Source organism: Acidimicrobiales bacterium, from assembly GCA_035512495.1.
Taxonomy (GTDB): Bacteria; Actinomycetota; Acidimicrobiia; order Acidimicrobiales; family CADCSY01; genus DATKDW01.
This window is the reverse complement of record DATKDW010000043.1, coordinates 11,078-31,618: the sequence shown is the minus strand read 5'-3', so window position 1 is coordinate 31,618 and position 20,541 is coordinate 11,078. Positions and strand designations below refer to the sequence as shown.

The 20,541-nt window shown below is 73.1% G+C and carries 12 protein-coding genes; 2 read left to right on the top strand and 10 right to left on the bottom strand.

Features of this window, described 5'->3' with window-relative positions:
- Positions 1-11: 11 nt before the first annotated feature.
- The 6 genes from VMN58_05605 to VMN58_05580 form a co-directional block, all read right to left on the bottom strand.
- A complete protein-coding gene (locus VMN58_05605) occupies positions 12-1,595 on the bottom strand; it encodes a molybdopterin-dependent oxidoreductase (protein ID HUF32668.1) in 1,584 nt (527 codons plus the stop codon).
- A gap of 8 nt (positions 1,596-1,603) precedes the next feature.
- Entirely contained in the window at positions 1,604-3,259 is a 1,656-nt protein-coding gene (locus VMN58_05600) for a CopD family protein (GenBank protein HUF32667.1), read from the bottom strand.
- Between the two features lie 56 nt (positions 3,260-3,315).
- Positions 3,316-4,113, bottom strand: coding sequence for an ABC transporter ATP-binding protein (locus VMN58_05595; protein ID HUF32666.1), 798 nt, complete (start codon positions 4,111-4,113; stop codon positions 3,316-3,318).
- Positions 4,110-5,105, bottom strand: coding sequence for an iron ABC transporter permease (locus VMN58_05590; protein HUF32665.1), 996 nt, complete (start codon positions 5,103-5,105; stop codon positions 4,110-4,112). The genes VMN58_05595 and VMN58_05590 overlap by 4 nt, the downstream gene beginning before the upstream one ends.
- Before the next feature lie 116 nt (positions 5,106-5,221).
- Positions 5,222-6,193, bottom strand: a complete 972-nt coding sequence (locus VMN58_05585) for an ABC transporter substrate-binding protein (GenBank protein ID HUF32664.1) — start codon at positions 6,191-6,193, stop codon at positions 5,222-5,224.
- A gap of 155 nt (positions 6,194-6,348) precedes the next feature.
- Complete coding sequence (locus VMN58_05580) at positions 6,349-6,720, bottom strand: hypothetical protein (GenBank protein ID HUF32663.1); 372 nt, start codon at positions 6,718-6,720, stop codon at positions 6,349-6,351.
- Between the two features lie 53 nt (positions 6,721-6,773).
- Here VMN58_05580 and VMN58_05575 point away from each other — a divergent pair, with 53 nt between their 5' ends.
- Positions 6,774-7,997, top strand: coding sequence for an AAA family ATPase (locus VMN58_05575; GenBank protein ID HUF32662.1), 1,224 nt, complete (start codon positions 6,774-6,776; stop codon positions 7,995-7,997).
- 59 nt (positions 7,998-8,056) lie between these two features.
- Here the strand turns inward: VMN58_05575 and treZ are convergent, their stop codons facing one another.
- The 3 genes from treZ to glgX form a co-directional block, all read right to left on the bottom strand.
- Positions 8,057-9,790, bottom strand: a complete 1,734-nt coding sequence (gene treZ / locus VMN58_05570; GenBank protein HUF32661.1) for a malto-oligosyltrehalose trehalohydrolase — start codon at positions 9,788-9,790, stop codon at positions 8,057-8,059.
- Positions 9,787-12,465 (bottom strand): malto-oligosyltrehalose synthase, encoded by a 2,679-nt coding sequence (gene treY, locus VMN58_05565; protein ID HUF32660.1) that lies wholly within the window; start codon positions 12,463-12,465, stop codon positions 9,787-9,789. The genes treZ and treY overlap by 4 nt, the downstream gene beginning before the upstream one ends.
- 62 nt (positions 12,466-12,527) lie before the next feature.
- Positions 12,528-14,651, bottom strand: coding sequence for a glycogen debranching protein GlgX (gene glgX, locus VMN58_05560; GenBank protein HUF32659.1), 2,124 nt, complete (start codon positions 14,649-14,651; stop codon positions 12,528-12,530).
- A gap of 109 nt (positions 14,652-14,760) precedes the next feature.
- Between glgX and VMN58_05555 the strand changes: the two genes are divergently transcribed.
- Positions 14,761-15,753: an LLM class flavin-dependent oxidoreductase gene (locus VMN58_05555; GenBank protein ID HUF32658.1), complete on the top strand. Its 993-nt coding sequence runs from the start codon at positions 14,761-14,763 to the stop codon at positions 15,751-15,753.
- 107 nt (positions 15,754-15,860) lie between these two features.
- Here the strand turns inward: VMN58_05555 and VMN58_05550 are convergent, their stop codons facing one another.
- Positions 15,861-20,438: a DEAD/DEAH box helicase gene (locus VMN58_05550; protein HUF32657.1), complete on the bottom strand. Its 4,578-nt coding sequence runs from the start codon at positions 20,436-20,438 to the stop codon at positions 15,861-15,863.
- Positions 20,439-20,541 lie beyond the last annotated feature (103 nt).

The following is a 20,541-nucleotide window of genomic DNA, read 5'->3' as shown; positions in this document are numbered from 1 at the left end:
CGACGACCCGCTCACCCCTCGGCCACCTCCACGGTGATCGTGTGCCAACCGGTGGCACCGTCGGGAAACGGCGCGGACCGCTCCTCGGGCTGGGTGGCGCCGGTCCGGTCGGTGGCCCGGGCCCGGACGGTGTGGCGACCCGGGGTGGCGTCCCACCGCTGGACCCACTGGCGCCAGGTCTCACCGCTGAGCTCATCGGCCAGCACCGCCTCCTGCCAGGGTCCGTCGTCGACCTGGACCTCCACCCGCCGGACACCCGTGGTGGGCGCCCAGGCCACCCCCGCGATGGCGACGGGGCCGGCCTCGGCCCCCCGCCGAGGGGTGTCGATGCGGCACTGGGTCTTCACCGGTGCCTCGACGGCCCATCCCCGCCCCCCACGCGCCCAGTAGTGGGTGAAGTCCTCGAAGGTGGTCAGCTCGATCTCCCGCAGCCACTTGGTGGCCGACACGTACCCGTACAGACCGGCAACCACGAGGCGGGCGGGGAAACCGTGACGGACCGGGAGCGGCTCACCGTTCATGCCGACGGCCACCAGCGCCGTCCGCCCGTCGCCCACGGCGCTGACCGGAAAGCCGCACTCCCAGCCGTCCTCCGACCGCCCGACGAGCTGGTCGGCGCGCGGGTCCACACCGGCCTCCTCGAGCAGTCCGGCGAGGGGGGCGCCCAACCAGCGGGCGGTGCCCACCAGATCGCCGCCGACCTCGTTGGACACGCACGCCAGGGTCACGTCGGCTTCCACCAGGTCGCGCGCCAACAGCTCGGCGTAGGTGACCGTCACCTCGTGCTCGACGAGGCCGTGGATGCGGAGGTCCCACGTCTCGGCCGGCACCTGGGGGATGACCAGAGCGGTGTCGATCCGGTAGAAGCGGTCGTTGGGAGTGAGCAACGGCGACACGCCGTCGACCCCGACAGAGGCGGCGACGGGCACGGGCGCGAGGCGACGGCGGGCAGCGGGCAGCACCACGGCCAGTCGGGAAGCAACGGCGTCGGCACGCCCGGACAGCCAGCGCCCGGTCGCACCGGCGCCGGCGGCGACGGCGGTGAGGGCAACGGCCCCGAGGAGGAAGCGCCGACGCCCGTCGGGGTCCGTTGCGTCCGGTGCCGCGTCGGTCGACCGCTGCTCGACGACGAGGCGACGCACCAGCCACCAGAGCGCCCACAGCCCCGCGGCGACCCCCACCACGCTGGGAACGGCGTCGACGGCGGCGCTGTCCACGCCACCGGCGGCGGCCACAGCACCGACCACCCCGAACAGGACGATCCCGGCGGCGGCAACGACGACGCTGCGGACGGCCACCACCCCGATGAGGGCGCCCGCAGCCCCCAGGACCACGAGGATGCCAACGACGAGAGCGACCTTGTTGGCCGTCCCGAACCACCCGATGGCTAGCGCCTTCACCGCTTCAGGGACGCCGAGGACCACCTGGTCACCGACCGCCACGACGGGCGACCGGAGGCCCAAGACGCCGGCGGCGAGCTCGGCGACGCCCACGGCAACGGCGGCCACGACGAGGCCCGCCGCGGCGGCGCGGACCGCCGGCGGGCGGCCGCCGCGTCCGGCACCCTGAGGGGCGGCGGAGTGATCGGGGTCCATGGTGGACCCTACGACGGGATCGCTGCCGACAGACCGGGGCGCACGACGACCGGTGCCTCGACCGGGACATCCGGCGGGCTGCTCCGAGGGGGCAGCAGGTTGACCAGGACCCCGGTGAGGACGATCGCCACCACCAGCCCGAGCGCCTCGAGGCGCACCGTGTGGCGCAGACGAGCGGCGGCGGCGGCCGTGGGGCGGTCGCGCAGCGCCGGCACGAGACGGCGGTGGTTGACCAGGCCGACGGCGCCGACGGCGGCCACCACCGCCACCTTGGCCAGCAGAACCTGGCCGTAGGGCGTGGTGGCGAGGCCACGCAGCCCTCCCAGCTCGACCCAGGACAGCGCCAGGCCGGCCACGGCGACGATCACCACGGCGACGGTCGTCACCGCGGAGAAGCGGGCGACGGCCGCACCGGCGGCGACGGGATCCTCACCGGTGGCGGGACGGCGCAGCACCAGGGCGAGGAGCACCAGGCCGCCGAACCAGACCGCGGCGGCGACCGTGTGCGCAAGGGAGGCCGGTACGACCAGCCACCATGGCTGGGACGACGCGGTGTGACCGGTGAGGGCGAAGCTGGCCACGGCGCCGGCCGCCGCCACCAGCGCCACCGGACCCGCCCACGTCGAGGCCCGGCGCCATGCCACCACTGCGACGGCGGTCACGAGCAGCGCCGCCACCCGGACCACCGTGCTGCGGAGGAGGTCGGCACCGGCCAGGTCGGCAACGAGGACGGGGCTGGCGACGACGCCGAGACCAAGGTCGGACACCTGGGCTGCATGCAGGACCAGACCGGCCACGGTGGCCACGGCTCCGGCGACGGCCGCGACCACGACCACCGTGGGCAGCGACCCAGACGGCACGACGTCGACCGGCGCGGGCACCGACACCGACAGGCGGCGGGGACCGTCGTGGGTCCCCGGTGCCCGCTCCAGCAGAGCGGGGGCGGCTGCGGCGGAAAGAGTCGAGGGACGGCGCACGGACGGCGCACGGCCAGAACCGAGGACCACCACCAGGAAGAGTGCCCCACCGGCGGCCAGAAGGGTGCCGAGGTAGACGAGGGCACGGGCGGCGGTGGCGGCTCGCTCCACCAGGGGGTCGGCCCGGTAGGCGGCGAGGAGAGCCCCGGTCTCCTGCCCGGCCGCCGGCACGAGGTCGGGCCCCGTGGCGCTCCCTGCGCGCTCGGCCCTCGGCGGCGGCGCGGCGCCCGCCGTCACCGTGAAGGTCACGCCACCGCGCATCAGGTGGCTGTCCTCCATGATCACGAGGTAGGTCGCCACGTAGGTGCCTGCGGGGAGGTCATCGAGCAACCCGACCGAGACCTCGGTGGGGAGGCCGACCACCAGGCCGGTGTCGACCGCCTCGCCGTCGGCGGCCACCACCCTCACTGACGTGTCGGACGCCGGCCGCACCTGCTGGTCGAAGCGGAAGGTCACGCGCTCGGGCACCTCGTCGACCTCGGCACGGTCGACTGGCTCGCTCTCAAGCAGGTAGGTGTGGGCGCCAGCGGGGGGCGCAGCAACCACCCCGGCGACGGCGGCCACGGCAGCAAGGGCGCCGAGCACCAGGGCCACGGCCAGAGCCCGGTAGGGGCGGACCCGTGCCACGCCGGGTTCGGTGGGGGCAGGTCCGGTGCCGGCGGCGACCCGGTCGCTGAGGAGGTGCATGTCTGTCCTACGGAGCTAGGGGACCCGACAGACGGGCCACCCGGGCGCCGCAGGGCTCAGCGACGGACGGGCAGCACCCAGACCTCGCCGTCTGACCCAGTGACGACCCGCACGTCAGCGCCGTAGTGGGTGGCGATGATCTCCTCGGTGAGCACGTCACCGGGTGCACCCCTCGCCACCGCCCGCCCGTTGGCGAGCAGGACCACCTGGTCGGCGAACTGCCCGGCGAGCGTCAGGTCGTGGAGGGTGGAGACGATGGTGAGGCCGTGGTCGCAGCGCAGTCGGTCGACCTGCTCGAGGGCCGACTGCTGGTGGCCGAGGTCGAGCGCGCTGGTCGGCTCGTCGAGCAGGAGCACGTCGGCCCGCTGGGCCACGGCGCGAGCCAGCACCGCTCGCTGCAGCTCGCCGCCGCTCACCGCCGCCAGAGGTCGGCCGGCGAGGTCGTCGAGGTCGAGGCGGTGGAGGGCGTCGGCCACGATGCGCCGGTCGTCGCCGCCCTCGGCCCCCAGCCAGCCGTGGTACGGCGTGCGACCCAGCATCACGTAGGTGAAGACCGACATGTCCGGCGGCACCACCGGGCGCTGCGGAACGTAGGCCACCACCCGGGCAAGCTGGCGACGGGCCAGCTCCGAACGTGGCCGGCCCCCGACCCACAGCTCTCCCCGGTGCTCGACCAGGCCGGCGAGGGCGCGCAGCACGCTCGTCTTGCCCGCCCCGTTGGGCCCGATGATCGCCAGCCACCCGCCCGGCGCCACGTCGAGGTCGAGGTCGTCGACCGCCAGGGTCGCGCCGTAGGAGACGCCGAGGCCGCGCGCCGCCACCGCCGTGGCGATGACGGGCGCAGCGAGGCTCATCGAGCTCCCTTGACCGATGCCAGCACGAGGGCGAAGCAGGGGGCGCCCACCGCGGCGGTGACCACGCCGATGGGCAGCTCCGCCGGCGCCAGCACGGTCCGGGCACCCACGTCGCAGAGGATCAAGAACGCCGCCCCCACCAGGAACGACAGGGGGAGCACCAGCCGGTGGCCCGTGCCCACCACCAGGCGGACGGCGTGGGGGACGATGATCCCGACGAATCCGATGAGCCCGCTGACCGCCACCACCGCTGCGGTGCCGAGGGTGGCGGCGGCCAGCACCACCAGCCGGATGCGCTCGGGATGGGCACCGAGGGCCCGCACCTCGTCGTCACCGACCTGGAGCAGGTCGAGCAGGCGCCGGTGCAGGAGGATCACGACGACGGCACCGACCACGTAGGGCAGCGTGGTGACGACGTCGGACCAGCCGGCCGTGGCGAGGCGGCCGAGGATCCACCCGTAGACCTGGCGCAGCGACTCGGCGTGGCGCTGCTGCACGAAGGTCTGGGCGGCGGTGAGGAACGATGCCACCGCCACACCCGCGAGGAGCAAGGTGGCCGACGACCGGGCACCGCCGACGGTGCGGGCCAGGGTGTAGGCGGCGGCCACGCCGCCCACGGCCCCGACGAAGGCGGCGACGGGGAGCAGGGTTGCGCTGCCGACGCCGCCGTAGGCGATGGCCAGGGTGGCGCCGAGGCCGGCGCCGGCGGCGGCGCCCAGCAGGTAGGGGTCGGCGAGCGGGTTGCGGAAGGCCCCCTGGTACGTGGCGCCGGCGATGGCAAGGGTCCCTCCCACCAGACCTCCGAGGACCACTCGTGGCGCCCGCAGCTCCCACAGGATCGCCGACTGACGGGTAGTGAGACCCGTGTCGAGATCGACGAGTGGCAGGCGGCTCACGAGGGCGCCCAGGACGTCCCCGGCACCGATGGAGGCGGGGCCGAGCACGAGGCCGGCCGCGCCGGCGGCCACCAGCACCGCCATGCCGGCGAGCACCCAGGGGAGGGCAGGCCGCTCACCACCGCGCCCCACCGGCGGCGCGCTGACGCCGGCGCCGGTCGGGACCGGCTCGGCGCCGGCGGGCGCGCGCGGGACGTCGGTGGTGGCGATGGTCAGGCCCCGGCGCCCGTCGGCACCCGCTCGACCGCAGCAGCGACAGCCTCAAGGAACTCGACGATGCGGGGACCCCAGCGCGACGAGATGTCCTCGTCCAGCTCGATGACGTTGCCCTCCCGCACCGCCGTGATCTCGGAGAACCCGGGGCGCTCGGCCACCGACTCGGCCGTCACGCCAAAGGCGGCGTCGGCCAGGAAGATGAGGTCGGGGTCGGCCTCCACCAGGTACTCAGCCGACAGCTGCGGGTAGCTCGAGCCGTCGTCGGCGGCGTCGGCCACGTTCTCGAGGCCGAGCAGGCCGTAGACGTGCCCGACGAAGGTGTCCGAGGTGGCGGTGTAGAGCGTGTCGTCGAGCTCGTGGAAGTAGGTGAGGCCCTCGGCACCCTCGGGCAGGTCGGCGACGATGTCCTCGATGCGCTCCCGCATGTCGGCCACCACGGCGGCGGCACCGTCGATGTTGCCGGTCACCTCGCCGAGCTGGGCGATCTGGGCGTACGCGCCGTCCAGGTCGTCGACGGCGTCGTGCAGGAGGACGGGGATGCCGAGCAGCTCGAGGCTCTCTGCCATGTCACCGGGATCGAAGAAGATGACGACCAGGTCGGGGTCGAGGTCCGCGATGGCCTCGACGTTGGGGTCGAAGCCGGAGATGCCAGTTGTGGGGGCCTCCTCGGGGAAGTTCGAGGTGTCGTCCACCGCCTCAACCTGGTCACCGGCACCGATGGCGAAGAGCACCTCGGTGGCCGTGGCCGACAGCGACACGATCCGCTCGGGACGGGCGGCCACGGTGACCTCCTCACCGCGGTCGTCGGTGACGGTCACGGGGAAGCCAACGTCGCTCCCGTCGGCGGCGGTGGTGGTGGCGTCGGCGTCGCCCGTCGCCGCCGGACCAGCGTCATCACCTCCGCAGGCCGCGATCAGGGCGAGGACCGCCACCAGCACCAACGACGTCGTTCGATTCCACTTGTGCACTGCATCCTCCGGTTCATCCGGAGGGAGCGGGATCGGCGCGGGGTGAGCCGCACGGACCACCCTTCCTCCGAGGGTTCGTCATCCGTCGGCACCACCGCAGGCGACCTGGCTCGTCCCCGCGGGCGGGGATCGACAGTTGCGGGACAGCGCCGGACTCAAACCGGACTTCGCTGCGGTGACACCACCCGGGAAGCACCCGGGCGCCGAGACGGTAGCACCACCGGCTCCGATGAGTCCGACGGCATGGCTGCGGGGTCGCCGTGTTGCGCAGCGCCAGCACTGCCGCACTGACGACCACGGCGAGAACCCGGCAAAACTTGACGTTGCCGCATGTCGTCGTCGACTCGCTCGACCAGGTGGCGGAGCAGCGCATCACCGGGGTCTCCCCCGACGTCGGCCATGACCCGCTCGATCAGCTCGTCCGAGTCGATCACCCGAGCTGCGGCGGCGACCCGATCGAAGGCGCCCTCGACGAACCTCATCCGGTCGCCCTCGTCGAAGTCGTCCCTGCCGGCGGTCTTGTGCATCCAGTCGTGGCGAAATCTGACATCGACAGTTGGCGGAAACGTACACTGATGGGATGGCGAGATGGATCGAGCGCGGGCTCTCGCCGACCCTGCGCATCGCTGCGGATCATGGGCTGCCCATCACCGTCGTCGTCGGTCCGCGGGCATGCGGGAAGACCACGTTGGTCCGCCGCCTCGTGGACGATGGCGTGTACGCGCGCTACATCAGCCTCGTCGATCCCGACACACGCTCGGCCGCTGCTGCCTCGCCGCGGCTGTTCGTCGAAACCCTCCCGTTCGGGACCGTGATCGACGAAGCCCAGCTGGTCCCCGAGCTGCTCGCCCCGATCAAGGACGCCGTCGACGCGGCCGGACGACCCGGCCACTTCCTGCTCACCGGCTCGACGCGAGTCGACCTTCCCACGATGGCTGGAACGAACCCGATCGCTGGCCGCTACGCGCGCTTCGAGCTCGGACCGCTGAACGCAGCCGAACGGCACGGCCGCCCGACGACCAACCTCATCGAGCTCCTCGACGGGAACCCCGCCGCCCTGCCGTCTGTCGACCTCGACGGATCCGGCCACGACGCCGAGGCGACCACCCCCGGGTTTCCGCTCCTGGTCACCGCGAGCCCCGATCACCGCCGCTGGCGCCGCGACTACCTGCGCGGCGTCGTTCCCGAGACGCTGTCGGCTTCGGACCACACCGTCGATCATCAGCGTTTGGTCCGCTTCCTCGACGGCATCGCCGGCCTGTCGGGGCACGAGCTCGTGCTCAGCCGCCTCGGCGCCGACCTCGGCATCGACCGCCGGACAGCGGCCCGTTACCTCGACCTGCTCGAGGAGATGCGTCTGCTCCGACGTCTTCCCGGGCTGCGCATGAAGGCGACCGACACCGAACGCGCCGTCCCCAAGCTCCACATGGTCGACCCGATCCTGGTCACGCCCGATCCAGGAGGCGTCGGCGACGACCGGCGAGGCGCGCTCCTCGAGTCCTTCGTCGTGAACGAGATCGCGACCCAGCTGGAGTGGATCGGGGGCGCCGACGGCCTGTTCCACTGGCGTGATCGACGCCGCCACGAGGTGGACCTCGTTGTCGAGCGCGACAACGGCTTCGTCGCCATCGAGGTCAAGCGGGCCCGCGAGGTGCCCCGAGCCGCCCGGTCGGGCATCGATGCCTTCCGTGAGCGGTACGCGGCGCGGTTCCGCCGGGGGATCGTCCTCTACGCCAGCCGCAACGTCCTTCCCCTCGGCGACGACATCTGGGCCGTCCCCATCACCAGTCTCTGGTGCACGTAAGGCGGTCGCCGCGCAGAAGGGTCGAACACCCCGGGTCGAAACAGTCGACCAGACCTGGCTCACCCGGCACCCATCACCACGACCGAGTCCGGCGGCAGCGTCACCCTCGCGCCGGTGACGGCCACGCCCGGGGACGAGGCGAGCGACACCTCGGCCGACCGGCCCTCGGCCAGGTCGATCGCCGCCACCGCCGAGCCCAGGTTGGCGACCACCGTGACCGGCCCCCGCTCGACCACCAGCGTGCCGGCCTCGACATCCGCGGTGGCACGCACACGGTCGAGGCGACCGTCGCACAGGGCGGGGCACGAGCGCCGCAAGCCGATGAGCTTGGTGTACCACTCGAGCAGCTCGGCATGAGGCGCCCGGGTGACCTCGTCCCAGTCGAGCTTCGAGCGCTCGAAGGTGGACGGCTCCTGCGGGTCGGGGACCTCGTCCCGCTTCCAGCCGAAGGACGAGAACTCCGAGCGACGACCCTGGCTCACGGCCCGGCCCAGCTCTGGGTCCTCGTGGCTGGTGAAGTACTGGAACGGCGTGGTGGCGCCCCACTCCTCACCCTGGAAGACCATGGGCAAGAAGGGGCTGGTGAGCACCAGAGCAGCGGCCACCGCGAGCCGGTCCGGGGCCAGGACCTGGGAGAGGCGGTCACCCTGGGCCCGATTGCCGATCTGGTCGTGGTTCTGGCTGTAGGCGAGCAGCTTCCAGCCCTGGCGGTCGCCGAAGGGACGCCCGTGGGTGCGCTGTCGGTACGGCGACCAATCACCCGCATGGGGCCAGCCCCGCTCGAGGCAGGCGGCGAGGTCGACCAGGCCGTGGTAGTCGACGTAGTAGCCACGACGTTCGTCGGTGATGGCGGTCCGCAGGCAGTGGTGGAGGTCGTCGCTCCACTGGGCGTCGAGCCCGAGGCCGCCGGCACCGCGGGGGTCGATGAGCCGAGGGTCGTGCAGGTCGCTCTCACCGATGAGGAACAGCGGCCGGCCGACGCAGGCCGCCAGCTCCTCGACCTCGGCCGCCATCTGCTCGAGCACGTGGACGGCCGAGGTGTCGATGATGGCCTGCACGGCGTCGAGGCGCAGCCCGTCGAGGTGGTAGTCGCGCAGCCACATCACGGCGTTGTCGATGGCGAAGCGACGGACCTCGTCGCTGCCCGCCTGGTCGTAGTTGACGGCCTGACCCCAGGGCGTGGCGTAGAAATCGGTGAAGTAGGGACCGAACCGGCCCAGGTGGTTCCCCTCGGGGCCGAGGTGGTTGTAGACGACGTCGAGGACCACGCCGAGGCCCCGGTTGTGGCAGGCGTCGACGAAGCGCTTCAGCCCGGCGGGGCCGCCGTAGGCGTGGTGGGGGGCGTAGAGGTCGACGCCGTCGTAGCCCCACCCGCGCATCCCGGAGAACTCCGCCACCGGGAGCAGCTCCACCGCGTTGACACCGAGGTCGACGAGGTGGTCGAGGAGCTGGATGGCGCCGTCGAAGGTGCCCTCGGGGCTGAAGGTGCCGACGTGCAGCTCGTAGAGGACAGCCGCCGGCAGGTGGAGGCCTGTCCACGACTGGTCGGTCCAGGCGAAGGCATGGTCGACCAGGCGCGACGGCCCGTGCACGCCCTCGGGCTGCCACGACGACCGAGGGTCCGGCAGGGGGTCGGAGCCGTCAAGGCAGAAGCCGTAGTCGGCGCCGGCCTCGGCGTCGGCCACCTCCACCGTCCACCAGCCCCGCTCCCCCGCCTCCATCGCCACCCGGTGGCCGCCGAGGTCGAGGTCGACCCGGTCGGCGGAGGGCGCCCACACCCGGAAGGTCGTCATCGTGCTCCGTTCGCGTCGTCGTCTCCCTGCACCAGCAGGGCGACGGGGAACCTGCCCAGCGCCTCGGCGACGGACACGGTGCCCCCCTTCATCTCGGCGCCGGTCACCGCGTCGGTCCAGGTGCCCTCGGGCAGGACGGTGGTCGTGTCGTCCCAACCGCCGCGGTCGCGCAGGCCGAGCACCAGGCGGGGGGCGAGCGTCGCCACCCGACCACCGCGCACGAAGCCGAGCAGGTGGCCGGCGGCAGGGCCGACGGCCACCAGCGCCTCGTAGCGCCCGGCAGCTCCGGCACCGAAGGCCTCGCGCAGCCGGGACCGCACGCCGAGAGCGGCCCGGGTCAGGGCCAGCTTGGGCAGACCTTCGTCGAGCCGGTCCCACATCCCCTCGGCCTCGAGCCCGTCGATCTCACGTAGGAGCCGGCGGCGCACGTCGTAGTCCACGGGCCGGCGGTTGTCGGGGTCGACGAGGCTGAGGTCCCACAGCTCGGTGCCCTGGTACACGTCGGGCACGCCCGGGGCGGTGAGCTTCACCAGCTGGGCGGTGAGGGCGGTGACCCACCCCGGCTCCACCAGCGGCGCCACGAAGGCGGCCAGGTCGGCGGTGAAGGCCTCGTCGCCGAGGATGCCCTCGGTGAAGGCGCGCACGGCCTCGTCGTAGGAAGGGTCGGGGTCGGTCCAGCTGGTGTGGACCTTGGCCTCGCGAGTGGCCTTCTCCACGTAGGCCAGCGCCCGGTCGGCCGGCAGCGGGTGGGCGCCCACCAGGGTCTGGTAGAGCAGCCACTCGACGTTGCGATCCGGCAGGTCGCCGCTGCGGTGGCGCTCGTTCACGTCCGACCACCGCCGGACGGCCGCGGCGAAGTCCTCGGGGATCTCCGACAGCAGAGCGATGCGGGCACGCACGTCCTCGCTCCGCTTGGTGTCGTGGGTCGACGACGTGAGCATGGCCGCCGGCCAGCGCTCCTGGGCCTCCGCCATCTGACGGTGGAAGCCACTGACGTCACCCGGAACGTGGCCCGGGTCGCCGCCCACCTCGTTGAGCGCGATCAGGCGGTTGTAGGTGTAGAAGGTCGTGTCCTCCACGCCCTTGGCCATCACCGGACCGGTGGTCTGCTGGAACCGGGCCATGAGCTCGAGGGCCGCGGGGGCATCACCGGCGCGCCCCCGGAGCAGGCGGCCCAGCAGCTCGAAGAGCGCCTCGTCGAGGTCGGGCCTGCGCTCGGCGGCCGCCGCCAGGGCGTCGGCGATGACCACCTCGTCGGCGTCACTGCGACTGCCATCGGGGCGCACGTAGGTGCGGTACACCCCGACGCAGGCGATGGTCTCCACCAGGACGTCACTCAGCTCGCTGCGGGTGAAGTCGCGGTAGCGGCGCTGCGCCTCGCACACCTGCACGAAGAGGTGGGTGAGGCGGTTGACGTCGGCGGCCAGCACCTCGCGAAGCACGAGGTGCTTGTTGGCGTGGACGATCTCGGCGTAGTCCGTCGCCTCGCCGGTGAAGCCCGCGTAGGCGTCGGTCAGCGGACCGATCCCCCCGGCGTCGACCAGCACCCCACCGAGGCGGTTCAGGAAGTCGTACCCGGTCGTCCCGTCGACCGGCCAGGTCGTCGGTAGCGCCTCGCCGGGCTCGAGGATCTTCTCCACCACGATCCAGCCCTCGGGCGCGGCCTCCCGCAGGCGGCGCACGTAGCCCTCGGGATCGCGCATGCCGTCGGGGTGGTCGATGCGCAGGCCGTCGATGACCCCATCGGCGAGCCAGCGCAGCACCCGGGCATGGGTGTCGGCGAAGACGTGCTCGTCTTCCACACGCAGGCCCGCCAGCGTGGTGATGTCGAAGAACCGCCGGTAGTCGAGCTCCTCGCCGGCGGTGCGCCAGTGCGCCAGCCGGTGGTTCTGACGGTCGAGGAGGGCGTCGAGGAGGTCGGGGTCCCCCTTGACGGCCGACACCACCTCGTCGACCGCCGCCGCCATCTGCGGCTGCTCCTCGCACAGCCGGGCCAGCCAGCCCTTGAGGACCTCCTTGTCCCGGTGGCGCGAGGCCACGAGCTCGGGGGCGGTGGCGGTGGCCAGGGGGAGGCGGGCGAAGGCATCGGCCAGGAACGCCATCTCGTCGGACCCCGAGCGGATGGCAGCCATCGCCAGGATCGTGTCGTAGGAGCGCGGTGCCAGCGGGAAGGCGTGGTCGAGGTAGGTGATCCAGAACCCCCCGCCTCGCCGCTCGAGGCCCAGCTCGCCGGCCTCCAGCACCCGGCCGTAGTGGTCGCCGAGCACGGGCATGAGCACCGTGTTCCGGAGCTTGGCCTCGGGCGGGTCCCAGTCGACGTCGAAGTGACCGGCATAGCGGCTCGCCGGCCCGTTCTCGAGCACGTCGGTCCACCACGCGTTGCCGGACGTGATGGCCATGTGGTTGGGCACGATGTCGAGCACCTGGCCGAGGCCTACATCGCCCAGGGCGCTGCAGAAGCGGGCGTGCGCCTCCTCGCCCCCGAGCTCCTCGTTGACGCTCGAGTGGTCGACCACGTCGTAGCCATGGGTGCTGCCCGGCGCCGCCTGCAGGTACGGGGAGACGTAGGCGTGGCTCACCCCGAGGTCGGCGAGGTAGGTCGCCACGGCGGCGGCCTCGTCGAAGCCGAACCCCGGCCGGAGCTGGAGGCGGTAGGTGGCGCGAGGGAGCGTCATCTGGCCCGGACGCTACCCAGCCACGGACACGCCCACCCGGCACCGGCCTTGCGTCGCGGGACCTACGCCTCGTCCACCCACTGCAGCACCACCACCGAGCGGGCAGCGGCTGCGACCTCCTGTCCCGCCTTCACCACCCGTGGCGGCTCGTCGGTGCGGAGCTCCTCGGGGAGGTCCTCGGTGGTGTCGAGCACCACCTGCCAGGCCTTCCCCCAGAGGCCGGGGAGGGTGAAGTCGAGCGCCTCGAAGTGGCCGTTGAACAGGACGAGGAAGCTGTTGTCGACCACCGGCTCCCCGCGCTGGTCGGGGGTGGCGATGGCCTGGCCGTTGAGGAACACGCCGAGCGACTTGGCGAATCCGACGTCCCAGTCGTCGTCGTCCATCTCCTCGCCCTCGGGGGTGAACCACCCGATGTCGGAGTGGCCGCGGCCCTTGATGGCCCGGCCCTCGAACCAACGGCGGCGGTGGAACACGGGATGGTCCCGGCGGAAGCCCACGAGCCACCGGGTGTACTCGAGCAGGGCCTCGTCGGTGCTCGCCCAGTCGAACCACGAGATCTCGTTGTCCTGGCAGTAGGCGTTGTTGTTCCCCCCCTGCGTGCGGCCCAGCTCGTCGCCACCGAGCAGCATCGGGACGCCCTGCGAGAGGAACAGGGTGGCAAGCAGGTTGCGCCGCTGGCGGGCGCGCAGCGCGCAGACCTCTTCGTCGTCGGTGGGGCCCTCCACGCCGCAGTTCCAGGAGCGGTTGTGGCTCTCGCCGTCGTTGTTGCCCTCGCCGTTGCCCTCGTTGTGCTTGTCGTTGTGGGAGACGAGGTCGTCGAGGGTGAAGCCATCGTGGGCGGTGATGAAGTTGATGGAGGCGTTGGGGCGGCGGCCGGTGGACTCATAGAGGTCGGAGCTGCCGGTGAAGCGGTAAGCGAACTCGGCCATCGTGGCGTGCTCGCCCCGCCAGTAGTCGCGGACGGTGTCGCGGTACTTGCCGTTCCACTCCGACCACAGCGGCGGGAAGTTGCCGACCTGGTACCCGCCCTCACCCACGTCCCAGGGTTCGGCGATGAGCTTCACCTGGCTCACCACCGGGTCCTGCTGGATGAGGTCGAAGAACGCCGAGAGCTTGTCGACGTCGTGGAGCTCTCGGGCGAGGGTGGAGGCGAGGTCGAAGCGGAAGCCGTCGACGTGCATCTCGTTGACCCAGTACCGCAGGCTGTCCATGAGCAGCTGCAGCACGTGCGGGTGCCGCATGTTCATGGTGTTGCCGGTGCCGGTGTAGTCCATGTAGTACTTCGGCTCGTCGGCCACCAGGCGGTAGTAGGCAGCGTTGTCGATCCCCTTGAACGACAGCATCGGGCCCAGGTGGTTGCCCTCGGCGGTGTGGTTGTAGACCACGTCGAGGATCACCTCGATGCCGGCGTCGTGGAGGGTGCGCACCATCGACTTGAACTCCTGGACCTGCTGGCCGGCCGTGCCCGACGAGGAGTACTCGTTGTGGGGGGCGAGGTAGCCGATCGAGTTGTAGCCCCAGTAGTTCCGCAGCCCTCGCTTGACCAGGTGCTCGTCCTGCACGAACTGGTGGACGGGCAGCAGCTCCACGGCGGTGACCCCGAGGCGGGTGAGGTGCTCGATCGCCTCGGGGGTGGCCAGGCCGGCGTAGGTGCCGCGCAGCTCGGGGGCGATGCCGAGGTGGGTGGCGGTGAACCCCTTGACGTGGACCTCGTAGATGACCGACTCGTTGAGGGGGGTGTGGGGCGGACGGTCGTTGGCCCAGTCGAAGAACGGGCTGGTGACGACCGCCTTGAACACGTGCGGTGCGCTGTCGTCGCGGTTCGGCGGGCCATTGGGATCATCGAAGTGGTAGCCGAAGCACGCCTCGTCCCAGTCGATGGAGCCGTCGACGGCCTTGGCGTAGGGGTCGAGCAGCAGCTTGGCGGGGTTGCATCGCAGCCCGACGTCGCGGTCGTAGGGGCCGTGGACCCGGAAGCCGTAGCGCTGCCCGGGTCCAAGGTTGGGCAGGTAGCCGTGCCAGACAAAGGCGGTCACCTCCGGCAGGGTGACCCGCTGCTCGTCGCCACGCTCGTCGAAGAGGCAGAGCTCGACCGTCTCCGCCACCTCCGAGAACAGGGCGAAGTTGGTACCCATCCCGTCGTAGGTGGCGCCGAGCGGGTACGGGCTGCCGGGCCAGATCTTCACCCGGGCGACGCTACCCGCCGCCCTCGGGGCCCCAACCGGAGGGTGCGGAAGATGGTGGGCCGGGAACACGGGACGCCCGCGCGGCGTTCGTCGGATCGTGCCCCCCACCGTGCCCGTCCCGCTGTCGATCCTGGATCTGGCCACCATCGGCCGGGGGCGGACGGCAGCCGACGCCTTCGAGGCGAGCGTGGCGATCGCCCAGCGGGCCGAGGCCCGCGGCTACCGCCGGGTCTGGTACGCCGAGCACCACAACTTCCCCACCATCGCCTCGTCGGCCACGGCGGTGCTGATCGCCCACGTGGCGGCCCACACCTCCTCCATCCGCCTCGGCGCCGGTGGCGTCATGCTGCCCAACCACTCGCCGCTCGTCATCGCCGAGCAGTTCGGCACCCTGGCCACGCTGCACCCTGGCCGGATCGACCTCGGGCTGGGGCGGGCGCCCGGCACCGACCAGGCCACGCTGCTCCGGGCCCTGCGCCGCGACCCGCGGGCGGCGGAGTCGTTCCCCCAGGACGTGGTCGAGCTCCGGGGGTTCCTCTCCGGCGAGACCCGCATCCCCGGGGTCCATGCCATCCCCGGGAGGGGCACCGACGTGCCGCTGTACATCCTCGGCTCCTCCCTCTTCGGCGCCCAGCTCGCCGCCGTGCTCGGCCTCCCCTACGCCTTCGCCTCTCACTTCGCCCCGGCGGCCCTCCGCGAGGCGATCACCGCCTACCGGGAGCGGTTCCACCCCTCGCCGCAGCAAGAGACCCCCTACGTCATCGCTGGCGTCAACGTCATCGCCGCCGACACCGACGCCGACGCCCAGCACCAGCTCGAGGTGGTCAGGCGCCGCCGCGTCGCCCGGATGGTGGCCGGCGGCCGCTCCCTGTCCGACGAGGAAGCCGACGCCCTGCTGCGCTCACCACAGGGACGGCAGGTCCTCCAGATGATGCACCACACCGCCGTCGGCGGCCCCGCGACGGTGGCCGACCAGCTCAACGACTTCGTCGAGCTCGCCCAGGCCGACGAGCTCATCGTCGTCCACGCGTCGCCCAGCGTCGAGGCGCGTCTCCGCTCGGTCGACCTGCTGGCCGACGTCGGCAAGCTCGTGGCGGGTTGACCGCGCTTCCGCCCCTGAGCAGGCCGCTGCCCACCCAAGCCAGCCCCGTTTGGGCGGTGGAAGTGGTCGCTGGAGCGACCACCTCCACCGCCCAGACGCCTCTTGGCTCAGGACTGCAGGGTGAGGCCCCGGTAGCCGTCGGCGAACCCGGCCCGGCGCAGCTCGTCGGCCAGTGGTGAGGTGGCGGCCGGCTCCCCGTCGATGTGCGCCACGGCCAGGCGCCGGAGGCGCCGCCCACGGACCAGGTCGACGATGGCGTCGACCCACCGGGGGTCGGCGGCCGCGGCCGGGAAGGTCACGAGCCGCTTGCCGCCCCGCTCGAGGAACGCCGCCAGCTCGCCGCCGGCGAGGACGACGTAGGCGCCCGCGGCACGGGCGGGCCGGCCGCCCTCGGAGGTCGGCCACGCCAGGGCGGCGCCGTAGGGGTTGGCCGGGTCGGTGGCGGCCAGGGCGATCGGCGCCCGGGGGGCGTCGGCAGGCTCCCGCTCACCGCGGAGGCGGTCGACGGCCCCGGGAACGGCGAACTGGGCCGCCCCCAGGCCGGCCACGAAGTACCCCCGGCGGACCGAGCCGGTCTCCTCCAGGGCCTTGAGCACGCCGTAGACGCCGGCGAAGCCACCCTCGGCCCCCTCGGCCAGCACCGCCTCGCGGGCCAGCACCCCGTGGCGCTCCAGCATGGCCACGGCCCGTGCGTGGGCTCGCATGGTGGGCGACGGCAGAGGGTCGAGCAGGGGAGCCACCAGCGACCACCGCCCGGCGCCCGCGGGTGGGCCCAGGCGGGTGAGGCGGCCGGGCCGGGGGCGACCACCGCTCGGCCTGCGGCGGGCGGCGCCGCCGATGGCGGCCCGCAGGGGCGCGAGGGTGTCGTTGGTGACCTCGCCGGCCCACACCAGGTCCCAGAGGGCGGCGAGAACCACCCGCTCGTCGGCGGTGCCCACGGCCTGCACCAGGTCGGGCCAGAAGGAGGCGCCCCGAGCGGCCAGTAGCTCCCGGATGGCGTGGTGGGCGACGTCGTCGGGCCGGGCGTCGTCGCCGTCGACGCCCGGCACCGGCGCCAGCAACGGCACCCGGTCGCGGAGGTACAGCGCCACCCGGCCGTCGGTGGTGCCGAGGCGGCCGGCCCCGAGCCACACGACCTCGCCGGCCGAGCAGAGCATGTCGAGGTCGGCCGGTCGGTAGCCCTCGACCCGGGCAGCCAGCACATCGTGCTCCAGCACCGACGCCGGGACCACCGCACCCTGGAGCCGTCCCACGGCATCGACCACGGCGTCGAGGCCGCCGCGCCCGTCGCCGATCGCATGCCACGACGGGAGGAACCGCCCGAGGGTGGCGGCGTCGACAGGCTCGACCTCGCGTCGCAGCGCCGCCAGCGAGCGACGCCGTAGCACCCGCAGCACCTCCTCGTCGCACCACTCCCGCTCGGCGCCCCCGGGGCGGAACTCGCCGCGCACCACCCTGCCGCCCGCCTCCAGCCGCCGCAGGGCATCCGTCACCCGATCCTCACCGACCCCCAGGCGCCGGGCCACCTCCACCGCCAGAAAGGGCCCGTGGGAGCGGGCGTAGCGCCCGACCAGCTCGTCGAGCGGCCGCTCCACCGGCTCGAGGAAGGCGTCGGGCATGCCGACGGGCACGGGCACGCCGAGGGCGTCGCGCAGACGGCCGACGTCCTCGGCCGCCGCCACCCGCTCCTCTCCCGCAACCCGCACCCGCACCGCCCGGCGAGTCGCCACCAGCTCCTCGACCCAGCCCTCAACCACGTCGGCCCTTTCGCGCGCCGGGCCACCTCCTGGCTGCTCGGGCGCGCCCGCACCTCCGTCGGGGGCGCTGCGGGCGGCGAGCTCCTCGACGGTGAGGTCGCCGAGACGGCGGAGGAGGTCAGAAGCCTCGTCGGCGTCACGGGCAACGCGGGGCCCGACGAGCGACTGGAGCTCGAGCTCGAGCTGGGCGAGCACCTCGGGGTCGATCAGCTCGCGGAGCTCCTCGGCGCCGAGGAGCTCACGCAGGAGGTCGCGGTCGAGGGCCAGCGCGGCTGCCCGGCGCTCGGCGAGGGGGGCGTCGCCCTCGTACATGTAGACGGCGATCCAGCCGAAGAGCAGCGAGCCGGCGAACGGCGAGGCCTTGGGGGTGTCGACGCTCACCATGCGGATGCGCCGGGCGCGCAGGTCGGTGAGCACCGCCTTCAAGCCGGGCACGTCGAAGACGTCGCGCAGGCACTCCCGGGTGGTCTCCAGCAGGATCGGGAACTGCGGGTAGCGAGACGCCACCCGCAGGAGGTCGGCCGAGCGCTGGCGCTGCTGCCACAGCGGCGTGCGAGCACCCGGCTTGCGGCGGGGCAGCAGCAGCGAGCGGGCGGCGTTCTCCCGGAAGCGGGCGGCGAAGAGGGCGGTCTCGGGCAGGGCCCGCAGCACCAGCTCCTCGACCTCGTCGGGGTCGATCACCAGCTCGTCGAGGGGGATGGACTCGTCGCTCTCGGGCAGGCGCAACGCGATGCCGTCGTCGCTCCAGATGCTCTGCACCACCATGTCGTGGCGCTCGGCGAGGCGGGCCTCGATGGCCATGGCGAGGGGGGCGTGGACCCGGGCGCCGAAGGGCGAGAGGATGCAGATGCGCCAGTCCCCGATCTCGTCGCGGAAGCGCTCGACCACGATGGTGCGGTCGTCGGGCACGTGGCCGGTGGCCTCGGCCTGCTCCTCCACGTAGGCGACCAGGTTGGCCGCCGCCCACGGGTCGAGCCCGTAGGTGACCTCCAGGCGCTCCTGGGCGCCGGGCCGGCGCACCTCCCGCAAGAAGGCGCCGATGGCCCGGCCCAGCTCCAGCGGGCGCCCGGGCCGGTCGCCGTGCCAGAAGGGCATCTTCCCGGGCTCGCCGGGGGCGGGCACCACCACCACCCGATCGTGGGTGATGTCCTCGATCCGCCAGGTGGAGGCCCCGAGGAGGAACGTCTCGCCCGGCCGGCTCTCGTAGACCATCTCCTCGTCGAGCTCGCCAACCCGGGTGCCGTCGGGCAGGAACACGCCGAAGAGCCCCCGATCGGGGATGGTGCCGGCGTTGGTGACCGCCACCCGCTGGGCTCCTCGCCGCCCCCGCAGGGTCCCCCCGAGCGCCGCCCCCTCGATGCCGCGGTCCCACACCACGCGGGGCCGCAGCTCGGCGAACTCCTCGCTCGGGTAGCGGCCCGAGAGCAGGTCGAGCACCGACGCCAGGACCTCGTCGGTGAGCTCGGCGAACCCGGCGGCCCGTCGCACCAGGGCAGCCAGGTCCGCCACGGGCCAGTCGTCCATGGCGCACATGGCCACCACCTGCTGGGCCAGCACGTCGATGGGGTTGCGGGGATAGCGGGTCTCCTCGATCAGGCCCTCGTGCATGCGGCGCACGACCACTGCCGCCTCCACCAGGTCGGCCCGGTGCTTGGGGAAGACCTTGCCCTTGCTGGCCTCGCCCACCCGGTGGCCCGAGCGGCCGATGCGCTGCAGGCCGGCCGCCACCGAGCCGGGCGACTCGACCTGCACCACCAGGTCGATGGCGCCCATGTCGATCCCGAGCTCGAGCGACGATGTGGCCACCAGGGCCTTGAGCTGGCCTGCCTTGAGCTGGTCCTCGATGTCGAGTCGCTGCACCCGGCTCAACGACCCGTGGTGGGCGCGCACCAGGTCGGTGCCCCCACCACCGGACTGCTCGTCACCGACGTAGCGAGGTCCGGTGCCGTCGCGGTCGGCGGCGTCGAGCTCGTTGAGGCGGGCGGCCAGGCGCTCGGCCAGGCGACGGGCGTTGACGAAGATCAGGGTCGAGCGGTGCTCGCGGATCAGCTCGAGGAGGCGAGGGTGCATGGCCGGCCAGATGCTGGCCCGCGCCGGCGCCGCCGCGGCAGGGCCGCTGGTGGGCTCGTCGACCACCTCGCCGAGGCGACCCATGTCCTCCACGGGGACGACGACCTCGACCTCCATGGCCTTGCGCACCCCGGCATCGACGACGGTGACCGGACGCGGCGTCGCCTCCGACGCCCCCGGCACCACCCGGAACCCGCCGAGGAAGCGAGCGACCTCGTCGAGGGGCCGCTGGGTCGCCGACAGGCCGATGCGCTGCGGCGACGCACCCGCCGCTCCCACCACGAGGTCGTCGAGGCGCTCGAGCGACAGCGACAGGTGGGCACCGCGCTTGGTGGCCGCCATGGCGTGGATCTCGTCGACGATGACCCAGCGCACCCCGGCCAGCGACTCCCGCGCCCGTGAGGTCAGCATCAAGAAGAGCGACTCCGGCGTGGTGATGAGCACGTCCGGCGGGTGTCGAACGAGGCGCCGGCGCTCGTCGGCCGGGGTGTCGCCCGAGCGGATGCCGGTGGTGGGGACGTGGATGTCGAGGCCGAGGCGCTCGGCGGCCAGGCGCATCCCCTGCAGCGGGGCACGGAGGTTCCGCTCCACGTCGACCGCCAGCGCCCGCAGCGGCGAGATGTAGAGCACGCGGGTACGTCGGGTGGGATCCTCGGGTGGGGGCTCGGCGCTGCAGCGGTCGAGGCCCCAGAGGAAGGCAGCCAGGGTCTTCCCGGAGCCGGTCGGCGCCAGGATGAGCGTGTGGTCGCCCGCGGCGATGGCCGGCCAGCCCTGCGCCTGCGCCGGGGTGGGCTCACGGAACGAGGTGGTGAACCACGCCCGGGCAGCGGGGGTGAACGCATCCAGCACCGGGCTCACGGTCCCACGCTATGGCTCCGGCACGGGCCGAGCCGTGTGCCAGGTCAGGTGACCGGCGGGGACCCCCACCCAGCCTTGCGCCCTCTCCCACCTCGAGCCTGGG